The organism is Luteimicrobium album, from assembly GCF_030161555.1.
Lineage (GTDB): Bacteria > Actinomycetota > Actinomycetes > Actinomycetales > Cellulomonadaceae > Luteimicrobium > Luteimicrobium album.
Genome location: NZ_BSUK01000001.1, coordinates 1,822,912 through 1,834,895, shown reverse-complemented (window position 1 = coordinate 1,834,895; position 11,984 = coordinate 1,822,912). Strand labels below are relative to the sequence as shown.

At 72.4% G+C, this 11,984-nt stretch carries 12 protein-coding genes and 3 pseudogenes; 4 read left to right on the top strand and 11 right to left on the bottom strand.

Annotation, left to right across the window (positions count from 1 at the left end; translation table 11 throughout):
- The first annotated feature begins 48 nt into the window (after nt 1-48).
- On the top strand, nt 49-951 hold the full coding sequence (locus tag QQK45_RS09540; RefSeq protein ID WP_431310328.1) for a LuxR C-terminal-related transcriptional regulator: 903 nt from the start codon (nt 49-51) through the stop codon (nt 949-951).
- A gap of 57 nt (nt 952-1,008) precedes the next feature.
- On the opposite strand, the pseudogene QQK45_RS09535 reads toward QQK45_RS09540, so the two are convergent.
- Nucleotides 1,009-3,039, bottom strand: a pseudogene (locus QQK45_RS09535) (MMPL family transporter); the annotation flags it as partial.
- A 337-nt stretch (nt 3,040-3,376) separates the two neighbouring features.
- On the opposite strand from QQK45_RS09535, the gene QQK45_RS09530 reads away from it, so the two are divergent.
- The gene (locus QQK45_RS09530; protein ID WP_284293065.1) at nt 3,377-4,042 is read left to right on the top strand and encodes an NAD(P)-dependent oxidoreductase; all 666 of its coding nucleotides are present in this window, start codon (nt 3,377-3,379) and stop codon (nt 4,040-4,042) included.
- A gap of 142 nt (nt 4,043-4,184) precedes the next feature.
- On the opposite strand, the gene QQK45_RS09525 is transcribed toward QQK45_RS09530, so the two are convergent.
- Complete coding sequence (locus QQK45_RS09525) at nt 4,185-4,607, bottom strand: carboxymuconolactone decarboxylase family protein (RefSeq protein ID WP_284293064.1); 423 nt, start codon at nt 4,605-4,607, stop codon at nt 4,185-4,187.
- A gap of 77 nt (nt 4,608-4,684) precedes the next feature.
- Nucleotides 4,685-5,101 (bottom strand): hypothetical protein, encoded by a 417-nt coding sequence (locus QQK45_RS09520; protein ID WP_284293063.1) that lies wholly within the window; start codon nt 5,099-5,101, stop codon nt 4,685-4,687.
- 194 nt (nt 5,102-5,295) lie between these two features.
- Here QQK45_RS09520 and QQK45_RS09515 point away from each other — a divergent pair, with 194 nt between their 5' ends.
- Nucleotides 5,296-5,691: a hypothetical protein gene (locus QQK45_RS09515; protein WP_284293062.1), complete on the top strand. Its 396-nt coding sequence runs from the start codon at nt 5,296-5,298 to the stop codon at nt 5,689-5,691.
- Nucleotides 5,692-5,842: 151 nt separating this feature from the next.
- Here QQK45_RS09515 and QQK45_RS09510 read toward each other — a convergent pair whose 3' ends face one another.
- Entirely contained in the window at nt 5,843-6,007 is a 165-nt protein-coding gene (locus QQK45_RS09510; protein ID WP_284293061.1) for a hypothetical protein, read from the bottom strand.
- A 333-nt stretch (nt 6,008-6,340) separates the two neighbouring features.
- Here QQK45_RS09510 and QQK45_RS09505 point away from each other — a divergent pair, with 333 nt between their 5' ends.
- Nucleotides 6,341-6,652: a hypothetical protein gene (locus QQK45_RS09505; protein WP_284293060.1), complete on the top strand. Its 312-nt coding sequence runs from the start codon at nt 6,341-6,343 to the stop codon at nt 6,650-6,652.
- Nucleotides 6,653-6,673: 21 nt separating this feature from the next.
- Here QQK45_RS09505 and QQK45_RS09500 read toward each other — a convergent pair.
- The 7 genes and pseudogenes from QQK45_RS09500 to QQK45_RS09470 form a co-directional block, all read right to left on the bottom strand.
- Nucleotides 6,674-7,182, bottom strand: a pseudogene (locus QQK45_RS09500) (glutathione peroxidase).
- Nucleotides 7,183-7,260: 78 nt separating this feature from the next.
- Entirely contained in the window at nt 7,261-8,736 is a 1,476-nt protein-coding gene (gtfA, locus tag QQK45_RS09495) for a sucrose phosphorylase (RefSeq protein WP_284293059.1), read from the bottom strand.
- On the bottom strand, nt 8,733-9,065 hold the full coding sequence (locus tag QQK45_RS09490) for an aldolase/citrate lyase family protein (protein ID WP_284293058.1): 333 nt from the start codon (nt 9,063-9,065) through the stop codon (nt 8,733-8,735). Before QQK45_RS09490 ends, gtfA begins: the two co-directional genes overlap by 4 nt.
- Complete coding sequence (locus QQK45_RS09485) at nt 9,047-9,583, bottom strand: HpcH/HpaI aldolase family protein (protein WP_284293057.1); 537 nt, start codon at nt 9,581-9,583, stop codon at nt 9,047-9,049. The genes QQK45_RS09490 and QQK45_RS09485 overlap by 19 nt, the downstream gene beginning before the upstream one ends.
- A gap of 71 nt (nt 9,584-9,654) precedes the next feature.
- Nucleotides 9,655-10,335 carry an aldo/keto reductase gene (locus QQK45_RS09480; RefSeq protein WP_284293056.1) on the bottom strand — a complete coding sequence of 227 codons (681 nt, stop codon included), beginning with the start codon at nt 10,333-10,335 and terminating at the stop codon, nt 9,655-9,657.
- Between the two features lie 101 nt (nt 10,336-10,436).
- Nucleotides 10,437-10,568: pseudogene (locus tag QQK45_RS09475) on the bottom strand (aldo/keto reductase); the annotation flags it as partial.
- A gap of 70 nt (nt 10,569-10,638) precedes the next feature.
- On the bottom strand, nt 10,639-11,775 hold the full coding sequence (locus QQK45_RS09470) for a sialidase family protein (protein ID WP_284293055.1): 1,137 nt from the start codon (nt 11,773-11,775) through the stop codon (nt 10,639-10,641).
- Nucleotides 11,776-11,984: the final 209 nt, after the last annotated feature.

Below are 11,984 nucleotides of genomic sequence, written 5' to 3'. Positions count from 1 at the left end.
CCCGGGGACGAGGTACCCCCGACCCACAGGAGCGAGAGCGCGGCCGTGATGATCAGCCAGACGAGGAGCCCCAGCTCCCAGAAGGCGAGCCCGGCGAGGACGAGGCTGTGTCGCAGGGCGCCTGGCCGGGAGACGACGACGCGCGGCGCGGCGGGAGTCTCGGTCGGGGGCGCGGTCGTGGTCACAGGACCACCTTGCCTGATCGGAGCGGGCGCGTCACGCCCGTCTCGGCTTCGGGGAGCCCGTGACCTGCGACGACACCGGAAGCTAGGCTGGCGGCGACCCCGACCGATCCCGAAGGGACCCCGTGCGCATCGTGCTCGCCGAGGACCAGTTCCTCCTGCGCGACGGCCTGACCCGCCTGCTGGCGACGCACGGCGTCGAGGTGGTGGCCGGCGTCGCCCACGGGGACGAGATCCTCCCCGCGATCGAGGAGCACTCCCCGACCTGGCCCTGCTCGACGTGCGCCTGCCGCCGTCGTTCGCGGACGAGGGTCTGCGCGCCGCGCTCGAGGCGAGGCGCCGGTTCCCCGGGCTGCCCGTGCTGCTGCTGTCGCAGTACGTCGAGCAGCTGTACGTGGACGAGCTCCTCGCGGACGGCGCGGGCGGCGTCGGGTACCTGCTCAAGGACCGCGTGTTCGACGACGTCCAGTTCGTCTCGGCGCTGCGCACCGTGGCGGCGGGCGGCACCGCCGTCGACCCGGAGGTCGTGCGGGCGCTCATGCAACGCCGGTCGGCGTCCGCGCTGCTCGACCGGCTCACGCCGCGCGAGCTCGAGGTGCTCGCGCTCATGGCCGAGGGCGAGGGCAACACGGGCATCGCGGAGCGGCTGGTCGTCACGGAGAAGGCCGTGGCGAAGCACATCAACTCGATCCTCACGAAGCTGGACCTTCCTGCGTCGGCGACGGTGTCTCGTCGGGTGGTCGCGGTGCTCACCTATCTGCGCTCCTGAGCTCGGGGCACCCTGCCCGACGACGGCACGCGCCCCGCGGAGGCCGGGCCACCAGAGCCGGCGTCGGGCGAGCATCATCGTGGCGGGCAGCAGGACCAGGCGGACGACCGTCGCGTCGAGCACGACGCCCACGACCAGCCCCACCCCGAACTGCTTGAGCTCGATGAACCCGAGGACACCGAAGAGGCAGAACACCCCCACCATGACGGCCGCCGCGCTCGTGATGGTCCCGGCGGTGCGGGAGACGCCGTCGAGGATCGCCTCGCGGGTCGGCATGCCGAGGCGGGCGTTCTCGCGGATCCGGCTGACGACGAACACGTGGTAGTCGAGCGACAGCCCGGACAGGACCACGAACAGGAGCATCGGCACCCACGACACGACGTGCCCGCTCGACGTGAAGCCCAGCAGCCCCTCCGCCCAGGTGCCCTGGAAGACGAGGGTGAGGACCCCGAACGACGCGGCCATCGACAGCACGTTCAGCACGACGGTCAGCCCCGCGACCGCGACCGACCGGAACGCGACGAGCATGACGAGGAACGTCAGACCGAGGACCGCCGCGGCCACGATCGGCGTCGCGTGGCGGAGGTTCGCCGTGAAGTCGAGCGAGCTCGCGGCGTCCCCGCCGACGTCGGCCGTCGCTCCGTGGATGCTTCCGACGGTCGCCGGGACGACGGTGTCGCGGAGGGTGGTCACCGAGTCGTTGGCGATGTCGGAGGCGCTCGCGGTCCCGCCCGTCGAGGTGCCCGACGACGGCGCGGCCGTGGCGACGTCGACCGTGAGGACCGCGGTGCGCCCGTCGGGCGAGTACCAGGGCTTCTCGGTGCCGGCGAACACGTCGGGGTGGCGTGCGACCTCGGCGTCGAGGGCCTTGACCTGCGTCCGGAGCTCGGCCTCCTGGCCGGCGGGGACCTGGACCACCACGGTGTCGGGCGCGGCGCCCTGCGGGAACTCGGCGACGAGGCGGTCGTACGTCTGCATGGTCGTCAGGGTGCGGGGGAACTCGTCGACGTCGCCGTTCGCGAGCGAGATCCCGAGGACGGGCGCCGCGAGCGCCAGCAGCCCGACGACGGCCGCGAGGGTCGCGGCGACGGGGCGGGCGAGGACGCGCCGCAGCAGCGCGGGGACGAGCCGCGGACGACCGCCGGTCAGCCGCCACAGCACCGGGACGCGCGGGCGGTCGGCCCAGTGGCCGAACAGCGCGAGCATCGCGGGCAGCACGGTCACGGACGACACGAGCGCGACGAGGACCACGAGGATCGAGCCGGTCGCCATCGCGGAGAACGTCGCGTTGCCCGCGAAGTACAGCCCGGCCATCGACAGCGTGACCGCGAGCCCGGAGACGACGACCGAGTGCCCCGCGGTCTTGGCCGCGATGCTGATCGCGTCGACGGTGGCGGCGCGGTCGACGCCGAGACGCTTCCGCTCCTCGCGGAACCGCCGCAGGTAGAACAGCGAGTAGTCCACGCCGACCGCCATCCCGACGAGCACGAGCAGGTCGGTGACCGTCCCGGGGTCGGGGAGGAGCTGCGACGCGGCGGCCCAGAGCCCGAGCCCGGCCGCGACCGACGACAGCCCGAGCACCACGGGGATGCCTGCCATGACGATCGCCCCGAACACGACGAGCAGGATCACGAGCGTCAGCGGGACGCTCAGCAGCGTCGCGCGCCCGAGCTGGCTTCCGAGCCAGTCCTGGAATTGCGCGTCGATCGACGCCGTCCCGACCTCCTCGACACGCAGGTCGGGATGGTCCGTCTGGACCGACGCGACGGCGGACTGGAGTGCAGGGACCCGGGCGTCGGCGTCGGCCTCGTCCACCGACATCGTCGCCTGGACCAGCACAGCGGTGCCGTCCTTCGACGTGACCGGGTCGGCGACGGACGCGACCTCGTCGAGCGCGCCGAGCCGCTTCACCAGGGCGTTCGCGGCCGCGTCGGCCTCGTGGCGGTCGAGCTTCCCCGAGCGCGCGGTCACGAGCGCGTTCTCGACGACGGGGTCGGGGTGCCCGGCGTCGGCGGCGGTCTGCGCGGCGCGGCCGGACTCGCCGACGCCGAGGTCGAGGTCGGTGGCCTGGCGCGGCGCCACGAACATGCTGATGCTCGCGGCGAGGACGATGAACAGCGCCCAGAGGCCGATGGCCGTCCAGCGGTGCGTGGCGCTCCACACCGCGATGCGCTGGGTCGCCCCGCGGGGCGGAGCGGGTTCGGAACCGGTGGCGTGCCCGCCGGCCGGGTCGTGCGTGCCGTCTCGGTCGTCATGTCGATGCCGTCCTGTCGAGGACTCGTGCCGGCTGATCGGAGGATCAGGTCCGGACGTCGTCCGGACCTGATCCATCCTTCGCACGGCGGCCCCTCGGCACAGGGGTGCAGGCACCACTCTTCGTGCGCTCCGGCCTGCGCGGCGCCGTCGGGCGCGGGAGAGTTGAGCCATGTCCCGCATCGCCGTGATCGGCGGCCACGGCAAGGTCGCCCTCCTGCTCGCCCCGATCCTCGTCGCGCGCGGCGACGAGGTCACGTCCCTCGTCCGGCGCGCGGACCAGGTCGCCGACGTGAACGCGACCGGGGCACGCGCCGTCGTCGCCGACGTCGAGCAGCTCTCGGCGTCCGAGCTGTCGGACGTGCTGCGCGGGCACGACGCCGTCGTGTGGTCGGCGGGCGCCGGCGGTGGCGACCCACGACGCACCTACGGAGTCGACAGGGACGCCGCGATCCGGTCCATGGAGGCGACGCGCGGCGCGGGCATCACGCGGTACGTCATGGTGTCGTACCTCGGCGCCGGCCTCGACCACGGCGTTCCGCCGGACAGCTCGTTCTACGCGTACGCGCAGGCCAAGGCCGCAGCCGACGACTACCTGCGTGGCACCGACCTCGAGTGGACGATCGTCGCCCCCGGCACCCTCACGCTCGAGCCGGGGACCGGCGCCATCGACGCCGGTTCGCCCGACGACGGCGACGCGCCCGACGGCGGCAGCGTCCCCCGCGAGGACGTCGCCCGGGTGATCGCGGAGGTGCTGCAGCGCAGGGACACGATCGGGCGGTTTATCGCCTTCGTGAGCGGCGCCGACGCGATCGCGGACGCCGTCACACCGTCGTAGCGGGTCGCACGACTCGACAAAGTGTCGACTGGATCGCCTACAAACTGTCGACTGTGCAGGTGAGACGTGCTGCGGGCGGTCTCGGGTCGTGCGACTCAGCCCAGCTGGCCCACCTCGTAGCTGCCACCCCGGACCCCGAACATCACGTTGAGCCGGTTGAAGGCGTTGATGACCGCGACGACGCAGACCAGGGCGGTGAGCTGCTCCTCGTCGTAGTGCTCCGCGGCGGCCGCCCACGCCTCGTCGGTGACGTGCCCGACGTCGGCGAGCCGCGAGCCCTGCTCCGTGAGCTCGAGTGCGGCGCGCTCCGCCTCCGTGAAGACCGACGTCTCGCGCCAGGCAGCGACGAGACCGAGGCGCAGCGGGTCCTCCCCGCGGCCAGCGCCTCCTTGACGTGCATGTCGAGGCAGGCGCCGCAGCCGTTGATCTGGCTGGCCCGGATCTTCACGAGGTCCCGGGTCGAGCGGGGCAGCGTCGAGCCGGCCAGCGCGTGGTCCGCGGAGACGAGGTGCTTGACCGCCTTCGGGCCGATGACGGTCACGGTGGGGTTGAGCCGGGCGTCCATGGGTTTCTCCTTGGTCGAGGTGGTTGCCTTCACCTCGACGACGGGAGCGAGCCCCGGGACGTCACCGGCCGCCGTCGTCAGGTCGCGGGCGCCGGCTCCGGGACCGCCGTCCGCAGCTCGTCGGCGAGCGCGCAGGCACGCTTGCCGGCCGCACCCCATCCGACGACGGCCTCGGCGTGCACGACCTTGCGCTTGCGCGTGACCTCGACGATCCACGGCTTCTTGAACGCCACACGCGCGAGCACGAACAACGGGAGCAGGAGCAGGAGGAGCAGCACCTCGCCGACGACCATCAGGGCGAGCACGATGATCGGGAGCGCCACGATGATGCCGATCACCAGCAGGATCGCCCCGAGGACGCCCAGGTGGTCGACGTCGGGGACGTCGAGCGCGTCGAGGAGGTCCCAGTCGGGCTTCTCCCTGATCTTGCGGCGCCACGGCAGCACCCGTCGGTGCACGCGGTACGTCTCGCCGGCGGGGGTCACGATCTTCACGGGCGCACCCTAGCGGGCGCGCACGCCCCGCCGCGCCGTCGTGCACGAGACGGGCGCGATACCGACCCCTGGTCCGGCACCCCGGGCAAACACCCCGCGCCCGTCGGGCCCTTCACAGGTGGCACCCACCTCCGATATCGTCCGCTCAGCCTGCGCGCCGCGGGCAACGATCACGGCGAGGAACGGTCGCGTTCATGCAGGTGAAGCGGGAGGCCCGTACCTGGGCCGGTCTCGTGGCGGCGACCGTGATGGTCCGAAAGCTCGCCGGCGGCCGCACGACCCGCACCGTGGGCCCCGCCGGCTCGACCGACCTGGACCTCGACGACAGCGGCACGAACCTCGCCTACGTCGACCCCACCCGTCACGTCCGGCTCGTCGACCTCGGCTGGGCAGTCGCGCCTGGGAGGACGATCGTCGACCACGCCGCGCCGCCCGTGCCGTCGCTCTACTGGCCGGGCCAGCGCTCGATCTGGCCGTCCCCCGCGCCACGACGACGTGCTTCCAGGCGCGGTCCGGGGATGGAGCGGGCAACTACTCGGCCTGGTCGGCGACGTTGTGCGGCATCGTCGACGGCACGGCGCCGCGACTGACGGTTCACGGGCCGGCGTCCGCCACGAAGGCCGTCAACGGGAAGGCCACCGTCACGGTGAGCTACCAGGCGACCGACGACACCTGGGTCAAGAGCTACGACGTGCGGTACAAGAGGGCCGCGAAGGGCTCGACGACGTACGGGGCCCGGGTCTACCCGTCCTCCTGGCAGGGCACCACCGCCTGGTCGAAGAGCGTCACGGCCACCACCGGGCAGCGTGTCTGCCTGTCGGTCCGGGCGAGGGACGGCGCGAACAACGTGAGCGCCTGGTCGAGCTCGCGCTGCACCTTCGCGGACGGCACCAAGCCGAAGCTCACGAAGGTCGTGGCGCCCGGTCGTTGGTACGGCGTCCCGAAGTCCGGGAAGGTCCGCGCGACCGTCCGGCTCGCGGACAAGGACGACCACGCGCTCCGTTTCGACGTCCGCGTACGCAAGGCGACGGTAAAGGGCCCGCTGGGCCCTGGGCGACCATCGCCTCGCGAACCACGAAACGCTCCGCCACGATCACGCCGACGTCCGGGCAGCAGGCGTGCTTCGAGGTCCGCGCCCATGACACGGCGGGGAACGTCAGCTCGTGGTCGAAGGCACGCTGCGCCAACGTCGCCGTCTCGGCTGCCTCGAAGAGCCTGACGGCCGACCACCGCGCCACGGTGAGCCACGCCAAGGTCGCGGTCCTCAAGAACTCGGTACCCCCGCGCATTCGGACCTGGTGGGACGCCAGCATCGTCCAGGATGCGCACGCGCGCGGGATCCGACTCCAGGTCCGCACATGCCCGTCGTGCGGCACCATCCAGGTTCAGGTCGGCAACAAGCTCATCTACGTGCGCACCGCCGCCAAGAAGGCGGGCTGGACGTGGGTCACGCTGACCTGGAAGGCGCAGAGCGGGTACATCACCTTCGACGAGAAGACCCCTACCCGCACCCCAAGGTCACCACGTCCTGCATCCGCTCCTGGACCCTGATCCGCTGAGGGTGGGCCGGGGTCACGCGGGCAGCGCAGCCTCGATCGCGGCGACGACCTCGGGGGCGTCGGGCTTGGTGCGTGGGCTGAACCGGGTGACCCTGCCCTGGGGGCTGACGACGAACTTCTCGAAGTTCCAGGTGATCCGGCCGGACTTGCCGCCTTCGACGGGGACGGTCGTGAGCTGCTGGTAGATCGGGTCGGCGTGCTTGCCGTTGACGCGGATCCGGGCCGACATGGGGAACGTGACGCCCCAGGTCGTCGAGCAGTACTCCTCGATCTTCTCCTCGGAGCCGAGCTCCTGGAGGAACTGGTTACTCGGGAAGCCGATCACGGTGAACCCGCGGTCGGCGTACGTCTTCTGCAGCTCCTCGAGCTGCTCGTACTGGGGGCGAGCCCGCAACGCGAAGCAACGTTGACGACGAGCGCCGCCCGGTCGCCGACGAGGGCGCCGAACGTGGTGACCTCGCCCTGGATGGTGGTCACCGGCAGGTCTGCGAGGTCAACGGTCGGGGTGTCCTGGACGGTCATGTCAGCTCTCCTCGGTTCAGCCAACAGAGGCACCACGGCAGGCTCCGAGGGCCCAGCACGGCGCGCAGCTCTCCCACGCTACTCTGACGACCCGCTGAGGCCGATCGATCGTTCCACCACGCCCGACGCCCGGAGACGCGCAGAGGGCGCGGCCAGGTCGACATCGAGGACGGCGTACGCGTCCCCCGCCAGCCACGAGAGAGTCAGACGGGAGCCGTCGACGACGTGCTCGAACACCCCGTCGAAGGCGGGATGCGTCTTGCGGAGCGCGAGCAGCTCCAGCTGACGCACGACGACCGGGTCACCCAGGGCAGCTTCCAACTCGTCCGGCGTGTATCGGTGCCTGTTGATGTCGCGACCGACACCGGTAGACGCGAGCAGCGCCATGTCGTTGCGCCCCGCCAGCAGCCCGACGTAGTAGACCTGCGGAACGCCGGGCACGAAAAGCTGGATCGCCCGGGCGATCAGGTACGCCCCGGGGTCGCTCAGAGCGTCGTAGTAGGTGCAGTTGACCTGGTAGACGTCGAGGTTGGACGCCGCCCAGCCCGTGGCGCGGCGCGACTGGCCGCCGGAGCGCCCGTGGATGCTCTCAACGAGGTCCTCCACCTCCTGCGCGGTCAGGAGACCCGCCCGCTCGGGCTCGAGCTGGTCGGGTCCCACGTCGATCACGCCTATGCCGTCATGGGTGTCCAGCACCGTCATCGCGTTGGCCGGGCGTACCTCGAGCCACCGGCCAAGGGCCGCCGGGGAACCGGTGTAGAGAGTGTGCAGCACCAGAGGCCCGAGCGCGAAGTCGTAGACCCAGTCCACGCGCCGCGCGAGCTCGACCTGCCGTGCGAAGTGGGCGTGGGTCTCGACGAGCACTTCGACCCCGATGCCGTGTGCCTTGGTCACCAGACCGTCGATGAACTCCAGGGTTTCGTCCGTCATGAACGACGAGGTGCCCGCCGTCTTCACCGCGTACCCGACCGCGTCGAGCCTGACGACCGTGGCGCCGCCCGCAGCGAGCGCCCCGAGGACCCGGTCGAGGTAGGCACCCCCGCCCGGGCTGCGCACGTCGAGGTCGATCTGCTTCGGGGTGAAGGTCGTCCACACGAGTCGGCGGCGCCCGCCGAGCGTCATCGGGGTGAACGGCAGCCCCGGGCGTGGCCGGAAGATGCCCGCGAGATCCGCCTCGATGGCGCCCTCGGGGTACACGTCGGACATCGTGAGGAACATGTCCGCGTACGGCGAGGCGTCGCCGCGGGCGAGCACGTCCCGGAACTCATGAGAGTCCGCGGACACATGGTTGACGATCAGGTCGACGGCCAGCTCGCGTCCGTCCGCGAGCGCCTGCACGTCGTTCCACGTGCCAAGGCGCGGATCGACCACGGTGTGGTCGACGGGGTCGAAGCCGGCGTCCGCCCCGTCGTACGGCGTGAAGAACGGCAGCAGGTGCACCCCGGCGAAGGCCTCAGCGAGGGGCCCCCGGAGCACCTCGTCGAGGCGTGCGACGGTGCCTCCCAGCCGGTCCGCGTAGACAATCAGCTGGGGTCCGCGGGACTGTCCCGTCATGGCCTGCTCCCGTCGGACGGCCGTCCGACGCCTCGGAACGGGAGCACACGCCCACCCGGGTGGTCGTCGGTGCCACGCCGCGCGCGGTCCAGGTGCTCCCGGGCCGCTGCCTCGAGGTGGACGACGTCGCTCGCGACCGTGACCACGGTGAAGCCCTGCGCGATCCGGAGCGCGGCGGCCGCCCCGTCGGGCGTGTGCACCCCCGCGACGACGCCGGCTGCGCGCGCCGCGGCGAGGACCCGCTGGATCGCCGCGTCGAACCGGTCGTCGACGTCGTGGTCGCGCGTCGTCGTCCCGCCGATCGCGAGCCTCAGGTCGGACGGGCCCACGTAGACGCCGTCCAGGCCGGGGTCCGGCAGATCTCCTCGACGTTCTCCAGTCCCCGCGCGGTCTCGATCATGGCGAGGCAGAGCGTGGCCTCGTGCGCCTGCGCCGGGTCGGGCCCGATCCGCAGCCCGGACCGCATAGGCCCGTAGGACCGCACGCCGAGCGGCGGGTAGCGGCAGGCGGCCACCGCGCGGGCCGCCTCGTCGGAGTCGTCGACCATCGGGACGATGACGGCCTGCGCGCCGGCGTCGAGCGCCTGACCGATGGCGGTCATGTCGTTCGCGGGCACTCGCACGACGCCGGCCGCGGGCGGATGGGCGCTGCCGAGCGCCGCGGCATCGATGGCCATGAGGCCGTCGCGCCACCCCGAGTAGCCCATGAGCCCGTGCTGGGCGTCCAGGGCCACGTAGTCGTAGCCGACGCGCGCGACGCGCTCGGTCGAGACCGGCGAGTCGAGGACGCACCAGTACCCGAGCACCGTCTGGCCCGAGCGCACGCGCTCGGCGAAGGACACCGTCATCTCAGCACCTCGTCGATCCGATCCTGGTCGCGGGCCGGGGGCACCACGGGCCCCGGTGTCCCGATCCTGTGTCATCTGTTGTACGCCGGCATGGCTCCGCGCACGTCCGCGACGACCGCGTCGCAGCGGTCGAGCACGTCCTGCGGCAGAGGACCCCGTGCCAGGGCGTCGAGGCTCTCGCCGAGCTGCTCGGGCCGCGACGCGCCCAGGAGCACGCCGGTCGTGACCTCCTGACCGTCGACCCAGCGCAACGCCAGCTCGACCCGGCTCAGCCCGGCGTCGGCGGCGAGCTCGGCGAGCCCGCGCACCGCGCGGACCATCGGCTCGGTGAGGTAGCGCCCCCGGTACATCGTCGCGAGGCGTGAGGTCGAGAACCTCGACCCGCCCGGCCCGTCGGCACCGAGCGGCGCGACCAGGAGGCCGCCCGCGAGCGGGTTGTAGACGACGGTCGCGAGCCCGCTCTCGCGGGCGAACCCCGCGTACTCGTCCTCGATCCGGCGGGCGAGGAGGTTGTAGACCTGCTGCGCGAGGACCGGTCGCGCGCAGCCCACCTGGTCGCAGACCTGCTCGACGCGCGCGATCTGCCAGGCCGCGAAGTTGGAGACTCCGAGCTCGCCCACGAGACCGTCCGCCTGCAGCCCGGCGACCGCCGACAGCGTCTCGGAGAGCGGGGTCTCACCGTCCGGCTGGTGCAGGTAGAGGACGTCGAGGTGGTCGACCCCCAGGCGTCGCAGGGATCCTCGACGCACCACCGCACGGCCCTCGCGGACAGCGGGTGCTCGCCGCGGGCGTCGGCGTGCGGCATCCCCACCTTGCTCGCGACGACGACGTCGTCTGGCAGGGTGGGAAGGATCGGAGCGAGGATGCGTTCAGCCTCGCCGTCGGTGTAGACGTTCGCCGTGTCGAGCATCCGCACGCCGCGTGCGACGGCGAGCTCGACGACGGACCGTGCCGTCTCCGCAGGGGCCGTGTCGCCGAACGTCATGGTGCCGAGCGTCGCGGGACGCAGCGGCACGCGTGCAGTCGAGGACTCCCCGGCACCGCCGTGGAGGCCGTCATCGGGCGCCGTCCCCGGAGGAGGGTGCCACGAGCTCGGTCGACGGGACCCGCACGACCTTGATCGCGACCCGGTCGTACGAGTAGGACAGCCACACCGCGTCTCCGTCCCGAACGACGCTGGGGTACGACATCTCCGCGGCGTCGGGCAGGCCCGCCCACACGGCCTCGCCGGCGCGGTCGGTGCCCGCCTCCACGACCACCGCGACGCCCCAGGTGAGCCCGTCGTCCTCGGACACGGACAGGACGAGCGGCACCCTGCGCACGCCCCACACCGCCTCGCGGTCGAGCTCGCTGCGCTCACCGGCCGCGACGATCTTGCTGGGGTCGTCGTCGACCGCGACCGGAGGAGACATGGCGGCGTTGACCGGGTTGTGGGCGAGCACCAGCCGTCCGTCGCCGAGCCGGGCGGCCTGGATCGACGAGTTGTTGTTGGGCACGTCGAGCGGCTGCGGCGCCGTCCAGGAGCGGCCGTCCTGCGACGTGGCGCGATACACGAAGTCCGCCCAGCGGCTCCGGAAGAACGCGACGAGCCCCGTGCCCGCTCGGTCCGGCAGGACGTCCATGTGCACGAGCCCCGTGGTGCCCGGCACCTCGACCAGCTCCCAGGTCCGGCCACGGTCACGCGAGAGCGCGACGAGCGACACGTCGGCGTCGCCCTTCCACGACCTGCCGGGGAGAGTCGTGCAGCGGAACACGGGCAGCAGCACGAGCCCGTCGCGCAGCGTCGTCGGGCGCTGACGGATGAAGAGCCCGGGCTCGTCGAAGACCTGCTCCACGTCACCCCACGTGCGCCCGCCGTCGGTCGAGCGCCGACGGCGCACCACGGACGTGTCCTGGCTGCCGAGGACCTGCGCCGTGTACAGCAGCTCGAGCGTCCCGTCCTCGGGAGACCACAGCACCGGGTTCTGCTCGGAACGGCCGGGGTCGTCGCTGAGCTTGACGGCCGGAGTCCACCGCGTGCCGCCGGCGGGGAGCCGGGAGGCGTAGATCGACACGTCGGGCTTGCCCTCGTGCGTGCCTCCGAACCACGTGCACCACAGGTCGCCGTCCACGCCGCGGTGGAGGAACGACGCGTGGTTGTGGCCGACGGGCGTCGGCACGGTGCACGAGGACAGCTCCTCGTGGCCCGGCACGGACACGACCGTGCCCGCGGGAACGGTCGGGATCAGGGGGCGCTACTGGCACGGATGCTCCGCTCGTCGAGGTCGACCGACTGCTGGGGCGGCGACCGGGTGTACGTCGGGGGATGGTCAGGAGACCGGGACCTGCTCCACCGGGTCGACGGACGCCGCTGCGGCCTTGCGGCGGCGCAGGCGAGCCTTGCGCTTCTCCGCCTGCACGG